17 protein-coding genes are annotated in these 17,042 nt (G+C 61.1%); 3 read left to right on the top strand and 14 right to left on the bottom strand.

Annotation, left to right across the window (positions count from 1 at the left end; genetic code table 11):
* The first annotated feature begins 10 nt into the window (after nt 1-10).
* The 3 genes from aceF to VMV64_RS13005 all read left to right on the top strand — a co-directional run bounded on the left by aceF (nt 11) and on the right by VMV64_RS13005 (nt 4,489).
* Nucleotides 11-1,321 (top strand): dihydrolipoyllysine-residue acetyltransferase, encoded by a 1,311-nt coding sequence (gene aceF / locus VMV64_RS13015; RefSeq protein WP_325331000.1) that lies wholly within the window; start codon nt 11-13, stop codon nt 1,319-1,321.
* A 130-nt stretch (nt 1,322-1,451) separates the two neighbouring features.
* The gene (gene lpdA, locus VMV64_RS13010; RefSeq protein WP_325330998.1) at nt 1,452-3,173 is read left to right on the top strand and encodes a dihydrolipoyl dehydrogenase; all 1,722 of its coding nucleotides are present in this window, start codon (nt 1,452-1,454) and stop codon (nt 3,171-3,173) included.
* Between the two features lie 74 nt (nt 3,174-3,247).
* Nucleotides 3,248-4,489 (top strand): EAL and HDOD domain-containing protein, encoded by a 1,242-nt coding sequence (locus VMV64_RS13005; RefSeq protein ID WP_325330996.1) that lies wholly within the window; start codon nt 3,248-3,250, stop codon nt 4,487-4,489.
* Nucleotides 4,490-4,493: 4 nt separating this feature from the next.
* Here the strand turns inward: VMV64_RS13005 and alaS are convergent, their stop codons facing one another.
* The 14 genes from alaS to glyA form a co-directional block, all read right to left on the bottom strand.
* Nucleotides 4,494-7,142 (bottom strand): alanine--tRNA ligase, encoded by a 2,649-nt coding sequence (gene alaS / locus VMV64_RS13000; RefSeq protein WP_325330994.1) that lies wholly within the window; start codon nt 7,140-7,142, stop codon nt 4,494-4,496.
* A gap of 55 nt (nt 7,143-7,197) precedes the next feature.
* Complete coding sequence (locus tag VMV64_RS12995) at nt 7,198-7,545, bottom strand: hypothetical protein (protein ID WP_325330992.1); 348 nt, start codon at nt 7,543-7,545, stop codon at nt 7,198-7,200.
* A 35-nt stretch (nt 7,546-7,580) separates the two neighbouring features.
* Nucleotides 7,581-8,027, bottom strand: coding sequence for a recombination regulator RecX (gene recX / locus VMV64_RS12990; protein WP_325330990.1), 447 nt, complete (start codon nt 8,025-8,027; stop codon nt 7,581-7,583).
* A 29-nt stretch (nt 8,028-8,056) separates the two neighbouring features.
* Nucleotides 8,057-9,088, bottom strand: coding sequence for a recombinase RecA (recA, locus tag VMV64_RS12985; RefSeq protein ID WP_325330988.1), 1,032 nt, complete (start codon nt 9,086-9,088; stop codon nt 8,057-8,059).
* A gap of 97 nt (nt 9,089-9,185) precedes the next feature.
* Complete coding sequence (gene pncC, locus VMV64_RS12980) at nt 9,186-9,719, bottom strand: nicotinamide-nucleotide amidase (protein WP_325330986.1); 534 nt, start codon at nt 9,717-9,719, stop codon at nt 9,186-9,188.
* A complete protein-coding gene (locus VMV64_RS12975) occupies nt 9,701-10,183 on the bottom strand; it encodes a phosphatidylglycerophosphatase A (RefSeq protein ID WP_325330984.1) in 483 nt (160 codons plus the stop codon). The genes pncC and VMV64_RS12975 overlap by 19 nt, the downstream gene beginning before the upstream one ends.
* A complete protein-coding gene (gene thiL / locus VMV64_RS12970) occupies nt 10,167-11,120 on the bottom strand; it encodes a thiamine-phosphate kinase (protein ID WP_325330982.1) in 954 nt (317 codons plus the stop codon). The genes VMV64_RS12975 and thiL overlap by 17 nt, the downstream gene beginning before the upstream one ends.
* 129 nt (nt 11,121-11,249) lie before the next feature.
* The gene (gene nusB / locus VMV64_RS12965) at nt 11,250-11,723 is read right to left on the bottom strand and encodes a transcription antitermination factor NusB (RefSeq protein WP_325330980.1); all 474 of its coding nucleotides are present in this window, start codon (nt 11,721-11,723) and stop codon (nt 11,250-11,252) included.
* Nucleotides 11,720-12,187, bottom strand: coding sequence for a 6,7-dimethyl-8-ribityllumazine synthase (gene ribH, locus VMV64_RS12960; protein ID WP_325330978.1), 468 nt, complete (start codon nt 12,185-12,187; stop codon nt 11,720-11,722). The genes nusB and ribH overlap by 4 nt, the downstream gene beginning before the upstream one ends.
* A 24-nt stretch (nt 12,188-12,211) precedes the next feature.
* On the bottom strand, nt 12,212-13,309 hold the full coding sequence (ribBA, locus tag VMV64_RS12955; RefSeq protein WP_325330976.1) for a bifunctional 3,4-dihydroxy-2-butanone-4-phosphate synthase/GTP cyclohydrolase II: 1,098 nt from the start codon (nt 13,307-13,309) through the stop codon (nt 12,212-12,214).
* Between the two features lie 10 nt (nt 13,310-13,319).
* A complete protein-coding gene (locus tag VMV64_RS12950) occupies nt 13,320-13,910 on the bottom strand; it encodes a riboflavin synthase (protein WP_325330974.1) in 591 nt (196 codons plus the stop codon).
* A 214-nt stretch (nt 13,911-14,124) separates the two neighbouring features.
* Nucleotides 14,125-15,213, bottom strand: a complete 1,089-nt coding sequence (gene ribD, locus VMV64_RS12945; protein WP_325330972.1) for a bifunctional diaminohydroxyphosphoribosylaminopyrimidine deaminase/5-amino-6-(5-phosphoribosylamino)uracil reductase RibD — start codon at nt 15,211-15,213, stop codon at nt 14,125-14,127.
* A gap of 7 nt (nt 15,214-15,220) precedes the next feature.
* On the bottom strand, nt 15,221-15,670 hold the full coding sequence (gene nrdR / locus VMV64_RS12940; RefSeq protein ID WP_325330970.1) for a transcriptional regulator NrdR: 450 nt from the start codon (nt 15,668-15,670) through the stop codon (nt 15,221-15,223).
* 79 nt (nt 15,671-15,749) lie between these two features.
* Nucleotides 15,750-17,000, bottom strand: coding sequence for a serine hydroxymethyltransferase (gene glyA / locus VMV64_RS12935; protein ID WP_325330968.1), 1,251 nt, complete (start codon nt 16,998-17,000; stop codon nt 15,750-15,752).
* Nucleotides 17,001-17,042: the final 42 nt, after the last annotated feature.

The following is a 17,042-nucleotide window of genomic DNA, read 5'->3' as shown; positions in this document are numbered from 1 at the left end:
GGAGGAATTTATGCCCACAATAAAAGAAGTCCGTATTCCCGACATCGGCAATTTCGACTCCATCGACGTGATCGAGGTACTGGTCAAGGAAGGTGACATCGTCAAGGCCGAAGACGCGCTGATTACGCTGGAAAGCGACAAAGCCACAATGGACATCCCTGCACCCTGGAGCGGCAAGGTCACCGCCGTACGCACCAAGGTGGGAGAAAAGGTTTCCGAAGGCAGCCTGATCCTGTTGATGGAAGTCACAGAAGAGGGCAAGGCTCCGGCAGCAAAACCGGCAGCCGCCGCACCGCAACCGGCAGCTCCTGTAACCACAGCACCGGCGGCCGTTGAGCCTATCAAGGACGTGGCCCCAGTTGCGCCTGCCGCATCGGTTGCCCCGGCACCGCATGCCGATATCGGCGAAAATACAAAAGTACACGGCAGCCCGTCGGTGCGTGCCTTCGCCCGCGAACTGGGCGTCAACCTCGCCCTGGTCAACGGTTCCGGCCCGAAGCGCCGCATCCTGAAGGAAGACGTGCAGGCCTTCGTCAAGGCCGAGCTGTCGCGCCCGCGTGGCGGCGCTGCCGGCGGTACCGGTCTGTCGGTGCTGGAAATGCCGCAGGTGGATTTTGCCAAATTCGGCGCGATCGAAGTCAGGCCGCTCACCAAGATCAAGAAAGTATCCGGCGCCAACCTGCACCGCAACTGGGTCACCGCGCCCCATGTCACCCAGCACGAGGAAGCCGACATCACCGAACTGGAAGCCTTCCGCAAGGCGATGAGCGACGAGGCACAGAAACAGGGCGTCCGCCTCACCCTGCCGGCCTTCCTGATCAAGGCCATGGCAGCGGCGCTGAAAGCCCATCCCAACTTCAACACCTCCCTCTCCGCAGACGGCGAGAGCCTGGTTTTCAAGCAATACATCCACATCGGCATGGCCGTGGACACGCCGGACGGACTGGTGGTGCCGGTGATCCGCAATGCCGACCAGAAAGGCGTGCTGGATCTGGCGCGCGAGCTGATGACCATCAGCCAGAAGGCGCGCGACAAGAAGCTCACCCCCGGCGAAATGCAGGGTGGCAGCATCAGCATATCCAGCCTGGGCGGTATCGGCGGCAGCTTCTTCACGCCCATCATCAACCTGCCGGAAGTGGCGGTGCTCGGCATCTCCCGCGCCACCATGAAGCCGGTGTGGAACGGCAAGGAATTCGTGCCGCGCCTGATGCTGCCGCTGTCGCTGTCCTACGACCACCGCGTCATCGACGGCGCCCAGGGCGCGCGCTTCATCACCGATCTGAGCCAGATGCTGGCGGACGTGCGGCGGCTGTTGCTATAACCTTTCTGAACCGCGGAGGCGCAGAGACGCAGAGAAAACCGTAAGGATCTCGCCGTGACTGTATTGCCTCTAATGAGATTTTCTCTGCGCCTCCGCGCCTCTGCGGTGAAAAGATTTTAAGGAATCCAGAATGCCAAAAATTATCGAAGTGACCGTGCCGGACATAGGCGACTTCAAGAGCGTCGACGTCATCGAAATTCTGGTGAAGCCGGGTGACAGAATCCAGAAGGACGACTCGCTGATCGCGCTGGAAAGCGACAAGGCGACGATGGAGATTCCTTCCTCCCACGCCGGCGTGGTCAAAGCACTCAAGCTGAAAGTCGGCGACAAAGTTGCCCAGGGATCGCTGATTCTTACCCTGGAAGCCGAACAGGAAAGTGCACCAGTCCAGCAGCCGAAAGCCCCTGAACAGCCTGCTGCCGAAGCGGCCACTACGATATCCGCAGCGGAAATCCAGGCCGACGTGGTAGTACTGGGAGCCGGCCCGGGCGGCTACACCGCCGCCTTCCGCGCCGCCGACCTGGGCAAGAAGGTAGTCCTGATCGAACGCTATCCAAGTCTCGGCGGCGTCTGCCTCAACGTCGGCTGCATTCCCTCCAAGGCGCTGCTGCATGTCGCCAAGGTCATCTCCGAGGCGGAAGAGGTCAGCCACCACGGCGTCAGCTTCGGCAAGCCGAAAATCGATATCGACCAGATCCGTGCCTGGAAAGAAAGCGTGGTCACCAAGCTCACCGGTGGGCTGGGCTCCTTGGCGAAGCAGCGCAACGTCCAGGTCATTCGCGGCGTCGGCCAGTTCGTCGCCCCCCATCACATCCGTGTCGAAACCGCTGATGGCGAAGTCACGGTGGCCTTCGACAACGCCATCATCGCTGCCGGATCGCAGGCGGTGAAAATCCCGACCTTCCCGGTCGACCCGCGCGTGATTGACTCGACCGGTGCGCTTCAGCTGGCTGACATTCCGAAAAGAATGCTGGTCATCGGCGGCGGCATCATCGGCCTGGAAATGGCCACCGTCTACCATGCGCTCGGCGCAAAGATCACCGTGGTTGAGCGCGGCCCGCAACTCATGCCCGGCGCCGACCCGGACATCGTCAAGCCCCTGCAGAAGCGCATCGAGAAACTCTACGAAGCCATCCTGCTCGATACCAGCGTGGCGGCACTGGAGGCGAGGAAGGACGGCATCCTCGCCACCTTCGGCGGAGACAACGCACCGGCACCGCAGCTGTTCGACCGTGTGCTGGTTGCGGTGGGCCGCAGCCCCAACGGCAAGCTGATCGGCGCCGAAAACGCCGGCATCCGGATCGACGATCAGGGCTTCATCCCGGTGGACAAGCAGCAACGCACCAACCTTCCGCACATCTTCGCCATCGGCGACATCGTCGGCCAGCCGATGCTGGCGCACAAGGCGTCGCATGAAGGCAAGGTAGCAGCGGAAGTGATTGCCGGCCACAAGGCCGCATTCGACCCCAGCACCATCCCCTCGGTCGCCTACACCGACCCGGAAGTGGCGTGGATGGGGCTGACCGAGACCGAAGCCAAGGCGCAGGGCATCGCCTACGAGAAGGCGTCGTTCCCCTGGGCAGCCAGCGGCCGTGCGCTCTCCATCGGCCGCGACGAGGGCATCACCAAGCTGATCGTCGAGAAGGAGTCCCGCCGCATCCTCGGCGCCGGCATCGTCGGCAGCAATGCCGGCGAGCTGATCGCTGAAGCCGTGCTGGCGCTGGAAATGGGCGCGGACGCGCAGGATCTCGGGCTGACCATCCACCCCCACCCAACCCTGTCGGAAACCTTGGGTTTCGCAGCGGAAATGGTGGAAGGTTCGATTACCGACCTTTACATCAAGCGCAAATAAACCCGCCAACCCTTATTCCACCTAGGGTTTTACCTGATTGACGGACAGAACGGATAAGGACATTATCCGTTCTTATGTCCGATAGCCTCCAAGACATCTTTCTCGGCCGCCAGCCTATCCTCGACCGCAATCAGCATATCGTTGCCTACGAGTTGCTGTTCCGCTCTTCCAGTCAGGGCCTCAGCGCCAACGTTACCGATGACATGCTGGCCACAGCGCACGTCATTACCCACGCCTTCAGCGAACTGGGGATCGCCAGCGTGCTCGGGGACAAGAAAGGTTTCATCAATATCAGTGCCGACCTGCTGCTGTCCGACATGATCGAACTGCTGCCGCAAGATAAAGTCGTCATCGAGCTGCTCGAAACCATCCGCGTCGACAATCAAATCATCAGCCGCTGCCGGGAACTCAAGGCGATGGGCTTCAGCCTGGCGCTGGACGATTTCGCCGGCGACTCACAATTCGAGCCGCTGCTCGATATCGTGGAAGTGGTCAAGTTCGACCTGCCGCAGATGGGGCAGGAGGCACTGGAAAAATACGTCAGCCATATCAAGCGCTGGCCGGTGAAACTGCTGGCTGAGAAAGTCGAGGATATCGATCAGGCCGTTCAATGCAAGGGGCTCGGCTTCGACCTGTTTCAGGGCTACTATTTTGCCCGCCCGGTGGTGCTGAGCGGCAAACGCGCCGATTCCTCCAAGCTGACGCTATTGAAGCTGGTAGAGCTGATTCTGGGTGATGCCGAAACGCAGGAAATCGAACAGGCTTTCAAACGCGACCCCTCGCTCAGCTACAACCTGTTGCGCCTGGTGAATTCGGTCGCGGTCGGGACGCGCCACAAGATCAGCTCGCTCAAGCAGGCTATTGTCGTGCTGGGGCGGCAGCAGCTACAGCGCTGGCTGCAGCTACTGCTGTTCGTCAACCAGGGCGGCGACATGCAAAACCCGCTGCTGGAACTGGCCGCCACCCGCGGCAAGCTGATGGAGCTGCTGGCCGTAGCGCAGTCTGAACGGGACAAGGATCACCACGACCGCGCCTTCATGACCGGCATCATGTCGCTGCTCGACACCCTGCTCGGCATGCCGATGGGGGAAGTGGTCAAGCAGGCCAACCTGGCAAGCGATGTCGAAAACGCGCTACTGAAGCATGAGGGAAAACTGGGGAATCTGCTGCTCCTGGTGGAGAAAATTGAGCAGAACGATTTCGGTGCCGCAGAAGGCTTGCTGGCGGACATGCAGCTTAACCAGGGCAACCTGGTGCAAGCCCAGATCGAAGCCATGCGCTGGGCAAACCAGCTCAACGAAGCGGCAGAAGACTAGAAACTCACAACCGTCCGGCCACCCAATCCCTTACCGAAGCCAACGCAGCAGGCAGTTTGTCCGGCTCGGTGCCACCCGCCTGGGCCATGTCCGGCCGTCCGCCACCCTTGCCGCCCACCTGCTGGGCAACGAAATTGACCAGTTCGCCCGCCTTCACTTTTGTAGTCAGGTCGGCAGTTACGCCGGCGATCAACGTCACCTTGCCGCCCTCCACCGCCGCCAGAACGATGGCCGCCGATTTGAGCTTGTCCTTGAGCTTGTCCAGGGTTTCACGCAGGGTTTTGGCATCGCCGCCTTCGATGGCCGCCGCCAGCACCCTGGCGCCCTTGATATCCGCTGCCTGAGCGGCGAGATCGTCGCCCTGGCTGGAAGCCAGCTTGGATTTGAGCCGGGCGAGTTCCTTCTCCAGGGCCTTCACGTGATCGAGAACCTGGATGGCACGGGCTTCCACTTCCTGCGGCTGGGCCTTGAGCGCCTCGGCCACGCCCGCCAGCAGCATCTGCTGCTGCTGCACCAGTGCCAGCGCGTTATCACCACAGACCGCCTCGATACGCCGCACTCCGGCGGCCACGCCGCTTTCCGCCACCACCTTGAACAGGCCGATGTCGCCGGTGCGGGCCACATGGGTGCCGCCGCACAGTTCGCGCGAACTGCCGATGTCGATCACCCGCACCTCGTCGCCGTACTTTTCGCCGAACAGGGCCATGGCACCCAGTTTCTGGGCTTCCTCAATGGGCAGGACGCGGGACTGCGTAGCTACGTTGGCAAGAATTTCAGCATTGACGATTTCTTCCACCTTGCGGATTGCCTCGGCCGTCACCGGCGCGTTGTGGGCGAAATCGAAACGGGTCTTGTCCGGGTCGACCAGCGAGCCTTTCTGCTGCACATGGCTGCCCAGCACTTCGCGCAGCGCCTTGTGCATCAGGTGGGTGACGGAATGGTTGCGCTGGGTGCGGGCGCGGCGGGCGCCATCCACGCGGGCGGTGACGGCATCGCCAAGCTTGAGGCTGCCGGATTTGAGTTCGCCGTGATGGCCAAAAACATCAGCCTGGATCTTGTGAGTGTCTTCCACTGCGAACAGGGTGGTACAGACAGCGCCGGAAACCAGCTCGCCAGCGTCGCCGACCTGGCCACCGGATTCGGCGTAGAACGGGGTATTATCGAGCACCACCACGCCATGCTGGCCGGCGGTCATTTCCTTTACCGGGCTGCCGTCGACGTAGAGGCCGGTGATCTTGGCACCGGCCACTTCCAGCTTTTCGTAACCGTGGAAGGTGGTGGGCTGGCCGCTGTATTCCAGGGCGGCCGCCATCTTGAATTTGCCGGCGGCGCGCGACTGTTCCTGATCCTTTTTCAGTTCGGCATTGAAACCAGCTATATCAACCGTGACACCGTGCTCGCGGCATACGTCCTGCGTCAGGTCGAGCGGAAAGCCATAGGTAGCGTGCAGCTTGAAGGCAGTCTCGCCGTTGAACACCTTGCCGCCGAATAACGAGGCGGCCTCGCTCACAGGTTTAGCCAGTTCCGCCTCCAGAATTGCCATGCCGTGCTCGATGGTCTCGAAGAAGCGCTCCTCTTCCTGCTTCAGCACCTCGGTGACGCGAGCCTGGCTCTGCTTCAGCTCCGGGTAGGCGTCGCCCATCTCGGTCACCAGGTCGGCCACCATCTTGTGGAAGAAGGCAGCGCGGGCGCCCAGCTTGTAGCCGTGCCGGATGGCGCGGCGGATGATGCGGCGCAGCACGTAGCCGCGGCCCTCGTTGCCGGGGATGATGCCGTCGGCGATGAGGAAGGAGCAGGCGCGGATGTGGTCGGCCAGCACTTTCAATGAGGGGCTGTCCAGGTCGGCGCAATGGGTTTCCCGTGCGGCGGCCTTGATCAGGGCCTGGAACAGGTCGATCTCGTAGTTGGAATGCACATGCTGCAGCACGGCGGAAATGCGTTCCAGGCCCATGCCGGTGTCCACCGATGGCCTGGGCAGGGGGTGCATGACGCCCTGTTCGTCGCGGTTGAACTGCATGAAGACGTTGTTCCAGATTTCGATGTAGCGGTCGCCGTCCTCGTCCGGGCTGCCGGGCGGGCCGCCGAAGATGTCCGCGCCGTGGTCGTAGAAAATTTCGGTGCAGGGGCCGCAGGGGCCGGTGTCGCCCATCATCCAGAAATTGTCGGAGGCATAGCGGGCGCCCTTGTTGTCGCCGATGCGGATGACGCGCTCGGCGGGCACGCCGATTTCCTTGGTCCAGATGGCGTAGGCTTCTTCGTCCTCGGCATAAACGGTGACCCACAGATTGTCCTTGGGCAGCTTGAACACGTCGGTGAGCAGTTCCCAGGCGTAGTGGATCGCCTCGCGCTTGAAATAGTCGCCGAAGCTGAAGTTGCCCAGCATCTCGAAGAAGGTGTGGTGCCGGGCCGTGTAGCCGACGTTTTCCAGGTCGTTGTGCTTGCCGCCGGCGCGCACGCACTTCTGGGAGCTGGCGGCACGGGTATAGGGACGCTTGTCGAAACCGAGGAACACGTCCTTGAACTGGTTCATCCCGGCGTTGGTGAACAGCAGGGTGGGGTCGTCGTGAGGCACCAGGGAGCTGGACGTCACCACGGCATGGCCCTTGGAAGCGAAATAATCGAGAAATTTCTGGCGGATTTCACTGCTTTTCATTCTTGCTTTCCCAAAACACAATATCCTTAAATGCGCGCATTACGCGCCAACTACGCTAAAGCCGCTTCGTTTCCTTGATACGCAGACCAATCGACTCGCCACCCATGATTGCCATACTTTCGACGACACCCTTGAGTGAAACGGTTTCGTTTACAGCCGGCAAACTCTCCCGAGTCACAACCGTCACCTCGCCGCTACCGTCATCCAGCACATACATCTTAAGGTCGACCAGCGGAACTTTAATAATGTCTTTGACCTTGCCTTTGACTCTAACTTCCTTGCCTTCGAACTGGCCGGGAGAGGTCACGATCTCCTTCACCGGGGTGAATCCGAACGGCAAATAGTCGCAGCCGGACAATGCCAGCAGACCCGCACAAGTCGCAGCCAACAGTATTTTCTTCATTGCATACCCTCTTCAATTTCCAACCGGCACAGATTTCACCCGTCACTGCCATTCAGCAGCTTGCCGATCACATCCAGACCGAACCCCCTGCTTTGCAAAAAACGCATCTGCTTCGCACGTTCTTTGGCATCCTCCGGCCGTTTGCCGAATTTTTTCGCCCAGACCGTGCGGGCGGTTTCCAGATCGTTTTCCTTCAGCTGCGGCAGGGCCTGCGCGATCAGTTCTTCGGCGACCCCCTTTTCCCGCAGTTCGTGGGCAATATACCGGCTTCCGTAGCGGCCGCTACGCGCATGAACCACCTGCTCGACAAAGCGCTGCTCGGATAGCCAGCCGCGTGCCTTGAAATCAGCCAGAAGGTCTTCGAGAGAGTCCGATTCCTCGGTGTAAGGCAGCAGCTTGCGATACAGCTCATCGCGGGTATATTCGCGCCGCGCGAGGTAATTCAACGCCCGCTGCCTGACGGTCAAGGCGTCACGCGCCATGGCCGGTTCCCTGCATCAATCGGCTGGGTTCAGGCATCCACCGTATCGGGATCGACCGTCGCCGGCAGGCCGCTTACGCCGACCGCGGCGCGCACCTTGGCCTCGATCTCGGTGGCGATGTCCTTGTGCTCCTTCAGGTACTCGCGCGAGTTGTCCTTGCCCTGGCCGATCTTCTCGCCCTTGTAGCTGTACCAGGCGCCGGATTTCTCGACGATCTTGTGCTGCACGCCCAGCTCGATGATCTCGCCTTCGCGCGAGATGCCCTCGCCGTAGAGGATGTCGAATTCGGCCTGTTTGAAGGGCGGCGCCACCTTGTTCTTGACCACCTTGACGCGGGTTTCCGAGCCGACGACTTCCTCGCCCTTCTTGATCGCGCCGGTGCGGCGGATGTCCAGGCGCACCGAGGCGTAGAATTTGAGCGCATTGCCACCGGTGGTGGTTTCCGGGTTGCCGAACATGACACCGATCTTCATGCGGATCTGGTTGATGAAGATCACCAGGGTATTGGTGCGCTTGATGTTGCCGGTGAGCTTCCGCAGCGCCTGAGACATCAGCCGGGCCTGCAGGCCCATGTGGGAGTCGCCCATTTCGCCCTCGATCTCGGCCTTGGGGGTGAGTGCCGCCACCGAGTCGATCACCACGATATCCACCGAGCCGGAACGCACCAGCATGTCGGCGATTTCCAGCGCCTGTTCGCCGGTGTCGGGCTGGGAAATCAGCAGGTCGGAAACTTGCACGCCGAGCTTCTGTGCGTACTGCGGATCGAGCGCGTGCTCCGCGTCGATAAAGGCGGCGGTGCCGCCGAGTTTCTGCATTTCTGCGATCACTTGCAGGGTCAGCGTGGTCTTGCCGGAGGATTCCGGCCCGTAGATCTCCACCACCCGTCCGCGCGGCAGGCCGCCCACGCCGAGGGCGATGTCCAGCCCCAGCGAACCGGTGGAAACCACCTGGATATCCTTGACCACTTCGCCATCGCCGAGGCGCATGATAGAGCCCTTGCCGAACTGCTTTTCGATCTGGGATAGTGCGGCAGCCAGCGCCTTGTTTCTGTTTTCGTCCATGGTATTTCCCTTAAAATCAACCGCTCAATTATGTCACAAGTATGCAGCGCAGGTAAGCGGATCCGGATGCGCCTGCTTGACCCTCAACAGCACGTTATCAATGCTTCATACCCCCTTCATCACGCCCTCTTTCCAGGCACTCCAGCAACCCCTGCAACGCTCTTTCCACCGCCTGTTGCCGCACTTCGCGCCGGTCTCCGGCAAATACCCGTTTTTCGCTCGCCACTGCACCGTTTGCAAAAGCCCAGGCGATCCAGACCGTGCCCACCGGCTTTTCCGCCGTGCCGCCGCCGGGACCCGCGATGCCGCTGATCGCCAGCGCCGCCTGGGCGCGGCTGTTGTTCAGCGCCCCGGACGCCATCTCCCGCACGGTCGGCTCGCTGACCGCGCCATGCTGCTCCAGCGTCGCCGCGGCAACGCCCAGCATCTCCCGCTTGGCTTCGTTAGAGTAGGTGATAAAGCCCCGGTCGAACCAATCGGAGCTGCCCGGCACCGCCGTCACCGCTTCTCCGACCCAACCCCCGGTGCAGGATTCCGCCGTAGCCAGCCTCATGGCGCGAATTTTGAGTGCCGCACCGACCTGTTCAGCCAGCTCGAACAGCGCGCGCTCGGCTAATGGGTGATTATCCATAACGCCCCTTTCAAGACGATCACGGCATACAACGCCGCCAGCAGATCATCCAGCATCACGCCAAAACCGTTCTTGATCCGCTCGTCGAGCTGACGGATGGGAAACGGCTTCCAGATATCGAACAGGCGAAACAGCAAGAAAGCCGCCGCGTACCAGCCCAGCGTCGGCGGGGTGACGCAGAGCACCAGCAGGAAGGCCACGATCTCGTCCCAGACGATGCCGCCGTAATCCGGCACGCCCAGCGCCTGGCCGGTGTGCTGGCAAGCCCACACGCCCACCGCGAACATCAGCAGAATGACCGCCAGAATGGCCGTCCCGCTGAGCCAGTGCAGCATCAGCCAATACAGCGGAAACGCCACCAGCGTTCCAGCGGTGCCCGGTGCCACGGGGCTCAGCCCGCTGCCGAAACCGAAGGACAGAAAATGGGCCGGATGGCTGAATACGAATTTAGGCGAAATGGTCAAATCCGGTCGCCTTGATGGTCATGGTCTGGCCGGCCCGAAGGACGCTCAACCCTGTCGTACCCTTAATAATCCCGATGCAGGCAAGCGGCAAGCCGATTCGCTGCGCGATGGACAGAACCTCGGCATGTCTTTCAGGCGGCGCGGTAAAGCACAGCTCGTAATCGTCGCCCCCGGCCAGGACGCAGTTTTGTACCGCTTCCTGCTCGATATAGCGGCTTGCCACTTCGGACAGCGGCAATGCCTCAAAATGGATTTCCGCGCCCGCTCCGGAGCATTCCAGGATATGCCCCAGATCGGCCAGCAACCCGTCGGATATATCGATGGCAGAGCTGGCCACGCCGCGCAGTGCCAGGCCCAGTGCGACCCGCGGCTGCGGCACGCGCAGCCTGGGCAGGCAGGATGCAGCTTCTAGCGGCATCAGCTCGACCCGGCGCTGCAAGTGGGCCAGCGCCAGTGCAGCGTCACCCAGCACACCGGACACCCATATCTCGTCACCACCGCGCGCACCATCCCGACGCAACGCTAGTCCCGGTGGCACTTCGCCGATGATCTGCACGCAGATGTTCAGTGGTCCGCGCGTGGTATCGCCCCCCACCAGCTCCACGCCGAATTTTTGCGCCAGACTGAAAAAACCGCCGGCAAAACCGCGCAGCCAGATTTCATCCGCCCCCGGCAAGGCGAGCGCCAACGTCACCCAGCGCGGCGTAGCCCCCATGGCCGCCATGTCGGACAAATTCACCGCCAGAGCTTTGTGGCCGACCGTTCCGGGCCCATCCTGGGGGGCGAAATGCTGCCCTTCCACCAGCATGTCGGTGGACACCGCCAGTTGCATGCCGGGAGTAGGCGCCAACAGCGCCGCATCATCCCCCACGCCGAGCACGGCACTGGGCGTTTCGCGGGTGAAAAAACGGCGGATCAGGTCGAATTCGGACGGCATACTTCTGCTTTACCGCAGAGGCGCAGAGGCGCAGAGGACTTCAAAAACCATTAATCCCAGAAAATAAATTTCATTCAAACTGGCGCACCTAAGCTCAAAATAAGAAAGGGCCCGGCTTTTCTCCGCGTCTTAGCGTCTCTGCGGTTCAAGTTTTGCGTTAACCTCCACCGCCCGCACCTGAGCGGCGAGCTTGTCCAGGACGCCGTTGACGAACTTGTGGCCATCCGTGCCGCCGTAGGTCTTGGCCAGCTCGACCGCCTCGTTGATGATGACGCGGTAGGGAATTTCCGGGTGATGCTTCATTTCGAAGGCGGCCAGCAGCAGGATGGCATGTTCCACCGGGCTCAGATCGCCGGTAGGCCGATCGATGTAGGGCGCGATCAGCACATCCAGTTCCTGCGCCTGACCGATTACCCCATGCAGCAGGACTGCCAGGTGTTCTTCGTCGATCTTCGGGTATTCCTTTTCCTCACGCAACTGGCTCAGGATGGTATTGGCGTCTCCACCCGTCAGCTTCCACTGGTACAGGCCCTGCACCCCGAATTCCCGCGCCTTGCGCCGGCTTTTTTTCGGTGCCTTGTCGACTCTTTTTTCGCTGCTCATAGTCTCTTCAGCAGCTTCGCTACCTCAATCGCCACCAGCGCGGCATCGCTGCCCTTCTCGCTCATCCGCTCCAGTGCCTGCTCGTCGGTATCGGTGGTGAGAACGCCGTTGGCGATGGGAATGCCGGCATCCAGCACGACGCGGGTCACGCCGCTGCCGGCTTCGTTGGAAACCAGCTCGAAATGGTAGGTATCGCCACGAATCACCGCGCCGAGCCCGATCAGCGCGTCGAATTTGCCGCTCTTGGCCATTTTTTGCAGCACCAGCGGGATTTCCAGCGCGCCTGGCACGGTTGCCAGAACGATGTCCTTCTCCGCCACACCCTGCTTCAGCAGCGTCGCGGTGCAGGCGCCAAGCAGCCCCTCGCACACGTCGATATTGAAGCGGCTCATCACGATGCCGATCCTGAGGCCTTTGCCGTCGAGATCTTTCTCGTACTCGAAAATATTGTCATATCTTGCCATGTCGTTGTCCTTGTTGATTTCAGTTCATGCGCCGGTCTTGGGCGAAACATATCCCGTTACTTCGAGATCGAAGCCGGTCATGCTCGGCATCTTGCGCGGAGTGGCCAGCAGCCGCATTCGGGTGACATTGAGATCGCGCAGAATCTGCGCGCCGATGCCGTAGTTGCGCAAATCGACCTTGGCGGGCGCCTTCGGCTGGGTGCGCTGGATGCGCTCGAGCAGATCCGCGGAAGTTTCCGGGCGGCGCAGCAGAACGATCACGCCGCTGCCCGCTTCGGCGATGGTCTTCATCGCCTCGTGCACGCTGAAGGTGTGTTCGAGGCTGGCCACATCGAGGAAATCCAGCGTCGACAACGGCTCGTGCACCCGCACCAGGATCTCCTCGCCGGGTTTGATTTCCCCCTTCACCAGGGCAAGATGAGCCTCGTTGGCGGTCTTGTCCAGATAGGCGATGAGCTTGAATTCGCCGTAGCAGGTTGTAACCGCACGCTCGGAAACCCGCTCCACCAGACTCTCGGTCTGGCTGCGGTAGTGGATCAGGTCAGCGATGGTGCCGATTTTGAGCTTGTGATGTTTGGCATATTCGAGCAAGTCTGGCAAACGCGCCATTTCGCCATCTTCCTTGAGGATTTCGCAGATCACTGCCGCGGGCTCCAGCCCCGCCAGGTTGGCCAGGTCGCAACCCGCCTCGGTATGACCGGCGCGCACCAGCACGCCGCCCTTCTGCGCCTTGAGCGGGAAGATATGGCCAGGCTGAACGATGTCGGACGCTTTGGCGTCCTTCTTCACCGCCGCCAGGATGGTCTTGGCGCGGTCGGCCGCGGAGATGCCGGTAGTCACGCCTTCCGCCGCCTCGATCGATACGGTGAAGTTGGTGCCCAGAGCCAGCTTGTTAGCCGACACCATCAACGGCAGGTCGAGCAGGCGGCAGCGCTCCTCGGTCAGCGTCAGGCAGACCAGGCCGCGGCCGTATTTGGCCATGAAGTTGATCGCCTCGGGCGTGACGAATTCCGCCGCCAGCACCAGGTCGCCCTCGTTCTCGCGGTCTTCTTCGTCCACCAGGATGACCATCCTGCCGGCCTTGAAGTCGGCAATAATTTCCTCGGTTGAGCTGATTGTCATGAATTTTTCCTTAGTTATCCGGGTGCAGCAGGCGATCCACGTAGCGCGCCAGCATGTCCACTTCCAGGTTGACCCTGGCACCCGGTTGAAGATGCTTGAGGGTGGTCACTTCCACGGTATGAGGGATAAGGTTGATGCTGAACACCCCATCGCGGATTTCATTTACGGTCAGGCTGACACCATTGATAGCGATCGAGCCCTTGGCCGCGATGTAGCGTGCCAGCTCCCTGGAGGCGCGAATCTGCAGCAAATAGCTCTCCCCAACCGGTTCGAATTTCACCACCTCGCCGACGCCGTCCACATGGCCGCTGACGAGGTGTCCGCCAAGCCGGTCTGACAGGCGCATCGCCTTTTCCAGGTTGACCTCGCCGGGTTCGCTCAACCCCACGGTACAGTTCAGGCTTTCCTGCGACACGTCCACGGTGTAGGCGTTGCCAGCCAAGGCGGTCACTGTGAGGCACACGCCGTTGGCGGCGATGCTATCGCCGACCGCAACATCGCTGAAATCCAGCCGCTCCGAGGCAATGGTCAGGCGCACGCCCTTATCGCGTTGCTCCACCTGCTTAATCTGGCCCACCGCCTCGATAATTCCGGTAAACATTTTATCCTTTAAACTTGGTATCTGAACCCATTAATTACGAAACATACGTCGCAGATGTAGGTTGGGTTAGGCGCGGTTTTTGCGCCGTAACCCAACAAACCCAATCTTCCTTCTAAACACCGGTCTCGCCTAGAGGCGCCTACTTTTGGTGAATGTTTGGGTTTGTTGGGTTACGCGATAAAACCGCTAACCCAACCTACATCACTTTTGTAAATTAATTCACAGGCAAGGCACGAATACGCAGGTCGCGCCCGACCATCGCCACGTCGGCAATGCGCAGCTCGCGCCGCTCGCCCATCTCAATCAATTCCGGCAGATCGAACATGCCACGCGCCCGGTCGCCCAGCAGCAGCGGTGCGAAATAAATCACGAATTCGTCCACCAGGCCCTGCCGCACCAGCGCACCGTTCAGGCCGCACCCGGCTTCCACGGTAATTTCATTGATGCCGCGCTTGCCCAGTTCATCCAGCATCCGCGCGAGATCGACCCGGCCATCCAGCGGCGGCAGCACCAGCACTTCAGCACCGGCCTCGCGCAAGCGCCCGGCCTTGGCCTGGTCGCCGCTGGCGGTGACTACCAGGGTTTCCCCCGCCGTCAGCATTTTCGCCGTGGGCAGCATCTTCAATGTGCTATCCACCACGATGCGCAGCGGCTGGCGCGGGGTTTCCACATCACGCACGTTGAGCGACGGATCGTCAGCCAGCGCCGTGCCGATGCCGGTCAGCACCGCGCAGGAGCGGGCGCGCAGACGGTGGACGTCACGCCGGGCATCCGCGCCGGTGATCCACTGGCTGACGCCATTGTTGAGGGCGGTTTTGCCGTCCAGGCTGGCGGCGATTTTCAGCCGCAGCCACGGCCGCCCGCAGGTCATGCGGGAAACGAAACCGATGTTGAGATTGTGCGCCTCCTTCTCTAGCAGGCCGATATCGGTCTGGATGCCGGCCTGTTGCAGTTGCGCCAACCCCTCTCCCGCCACCTGAGGATTAGGATCGACCATCGCCACCACTACGCGGCCCACACCCGCCTTGATCAGGGCCTCGGCGCAAGGCGGCGTGCGGCCATGATGGCTGCATGGCTCGAGCGTGACATAGACCGTTGCGCCCTGCGCCAACTCGCCTGCCTGTGTGAGTGCATGGATCTCGGCATGGGATTCGCCGGCACGCTCATGCCAGCCGGAACCCACCACCTTGCCGTCGCGCACGATCACGCAGCCGACGCGCGGATTCGGCGTGGTGGTGTACAACCCCTTCTCGGCCAAGCGCAGCGCCTGCGCCATGTGTTCATGATCAGCAGCGGAAAACATGGGGCGCTTACTTATCCAGATCCCGGATCACGTCGCGGAAGTCATCCACATCCTGGAAACTGCGATAGACCGAGGCGAAGCGGATATAGGCCACCTTGTCGAGCTTGTACAGCTCGTGCATCACCATTTCGCCGATCTGGCGAGACGGCAACTCTCGTTCGCCCAGACTCAACGCCTTTTGCGCGATGCGCTCAATCGCCTGATCCACGAATTCGGTCGGCACCGGGCGCTTGTGCAGCGCGCGCATGAAGCTGGTGCGCACCTTGGCGCGGTCAAATTCCTCGCGGGTACCGTTCTGCTTGATCACCTGCGGCATGTGCAGCTCGGCCGTTTCGTAGGTGGTGAAACGCTTGTCGCAGGACGGGCAGCGGCGGCGGCGACGTATGCTGTCCCCCTCCTCGTTGACGCGGGAATCAATTACTTGGGTGTCGATGGCACCACAAAAAGGGCATTTCATTTTTTAGTGAGGAGTGAAGTGTGAGGAGTTAGGAGCGGAACACCCCATAAAAAACTCCTCACTCCTCACTCCTTACTCCTCACTTTCCATACACAGGAAACTTCGCGCACATCGCCTTGGCCTCATTCGCCACGCGGCTGATGACAGCCTCGTCGGTGGGTGCGTCGAGCACATCGGCGATCAGGTTGGCGAGATGCTCCGCTTCGATTTCCTTGAAGCCGCGCGTGGTCATCGCCGGCGTGCCGATGCGGATGCCGCTGGTGACAAAAGGCTTCTGCGGGTCATTCGGAATGGCATTCTTGTTCACGGTGATATGAGCGAGGCCCAGCGCCGCCTCGGCTTCCTTGCCGGTAAGATTCTTGGCACGCAGATCGACCAGGAAAACGTGCGACTCGGTGCGCCCGGAAACGATGCGCAAGCCGCGCTCCTGCAGCACCTTGGCCATCACGATGGCGTTTTCGATCACCTGCTCCTGGTACTGCTTGAATTCTTTCGTTGCCGCTTCCTTGAACGCCACCGCCTTGGCGGCGATCACGTGCATCAGCGGGCCACCCTGGATGTTGGGGAAAATCGCCGAGTTGAGCGCTTTCTCATGCTGAGCGGAGGACAGGATGATGCCACCGCGCGGGCCGCGCAAGGTCTTGTGGGTGGTGCTCGTTACAAAATCGGCAATCCCGACTGGATTGGGGTACAACCCTGCCGCGACCAGGCCGGCGTAATGCGCCATGTCGACGAACAGGTAGGCACCGACCGCGTCGGCGATCTTGCGGAAGCGTTTCCAGTCGATGATCAGGGAATAGGCGGAAGCCCCGGCCACGATCATTTTCGGCTTATGCTCGTGGGCCAGACGCTCCACTTCATCGTAATCGATCGCCTCGGTTTCCGGATGCAGGCCGTAGGTGAACGCCTTGAACAGCTTGCCGGAAAGATTGACCGAAGCGCCGTGGGTGAGGTGACCGCCATGTGCCAGCGACATGCCCAGAATGATGTCGCCGGGCTGCAGTACCGCCATGTATACCGCCTGGTTGGCCTGGGAACCGGAGTGCGGCTGGACGTTGGCATATTCCGCACCGAACAGGGCCTTGACCCGGTCGATCGCCAACTGCTCGGCCACGTCCACGTACTCGCAGCCGCCGTAATAGCGCTTGCCAGGATAGCCTTCGGCATATTTATTGGTCAGTTGCGAGCCCTGCGCTTCCATCACAGCCGGGCTGGTATAGTTTTCCGAGGCGATCAGCTCGATGTGGTCTTCCTGACGGCGTGTTTCATCCTGCATCGCCTGCCACAACTCGGGATCGAACTTGGCGATGGTCTGGTCTGCGCTAAACATAACGAGCTCTTTCCAAAAAGCAAAATGGTAATTTTATCATGA

This window comes from Sulfuricella sp. (genome assembly GCF_035531155.1).
GTDB lineage: Bacteria > Pseudomonadota > Gammaproteobacteria > Burkholderiales > Sulfuricellaceae > Sulfuricella.
The sequence above is the reverse complement of the archived record's forward strand: the minus strand, read 5'-3'. Positions and strand labels throughout refer to the sequence as shown.

What these genes read in the sequence shown, in the direction of transcription:
- aceF (WP_325331000.1), top strand. Translation starts at nt 11, where the DNA reads ATGCCCACAATAAAAGAAGTCCGTATTCCCGACATCGGCAATTTCGAC.
- lpdA (WP_325330998.1), top strand. Translation starts at nt 1,452, where the DNA reads ATGCCAAAAATTATCGAAGTGACCGTGCCGGACATAGGCGACTTCAAG.
- VMV64_RS13005 (WP_325330996.1), top strand. Translation starts at nt 3,248, where the DNA reads ATGTCCGATAGCCTCCAAGACATCTTTCTCGGCCGCCAGCCTATCCTC.
- alaS (WP_325330994.1), bottom strand. Translation starts at nt 7,142, where the DNA reads ATGAAAAGCAGTGAAATCCGCCAGAAATTTCTCGATTATTTCGCTTCC.
- VMV64_RS12995 (WP_325330992.1), bottom strand. Translation starts at nt 7,545, where the DNA reads ATGAAGAAAATACTGTTGGCTGCGACTTGTGCGGGTCTGCTGGCATTG.
- recX (WP_325330990.1), bottom strand. Translation starts at nt 8,027, where the DNA reads ATGGCGCGTGACGCCTTGACCGTCAGGCAGCGGGCGTTGAATTACCTC.
- recA (WP_325330988.1), bottom strand. Translation starts at nt 9,088, where the DNA reads ATGGACGAAAACAGAAACAAGGCGCTGGCTGCCGCACTATCCCAGATC.
- pncC (WP_325330986.1), bottom strand. Translation starts at nt 9,719, where the DNA reads ATGGATAATCACCCATTAGCCGAGCGCGCGCTGTTCGAGCTGGCTGAA.
- thiL (WP_325330982.1), bottom strand. Translation starts at nt 11,120, where the DNA reads ATGCCGTCCGAATTCGACCTGATCCGCCGTTTTTTCACCCGCGAAACG.
- nusB (WP_325330980.1), bottom strand. Translation starts at nt 11,723, where the DNA reads ATGAGCAGCGAAAAAAGAGTCGACAAGGCACCGAAAAAAAGCCGGCGC.
- ribH (WP_325330978.1), bottom strand. Translation starts at nt 12,187, where the DNA reads ATGGCAAGATATGACAATATTTTCGAGTACGAGAAAGATCTCGACGGC.
- ribBA (WP_325330976.1), bottom strand. Translation starts at nt 13,309, where the DNA reads ATGACAATCAGCTCAACCGAGGAAATTATTGCCGACTTCAAGGCCGGC.
- VMV64_RS12950 (WP_325330974.1), bottom strand. Translation starts at nt 13,910, where the DNA reads ATGTTTACCGGAATTATCGAGGCGGTGGGCCAGATTAAGCAGGTGGAG.
- ribD (WP_325330972.1), bottom strand. Translation starts at nt 15,213, where the DNA reads ATGTTTTCCGCTGCTGATCATGAACACATGGCGCAGGCGCTGCGCTTG.
- nrdR (WP_325330970.1), bottom strand. Translation starts at nt 15,670, where the DNA reads ATGAAATGCCCTTTTTGTGGTGCCATCGACACCCAAGTAATTGATTCC.
- glyA (WP_325330968.1), bottom strand. Translation starts at nt 17,000, where the DNA reads ATGTTTAGCGCAGACCAGACCATCGCCAAGTTCGATCCCGAGTTGTGG.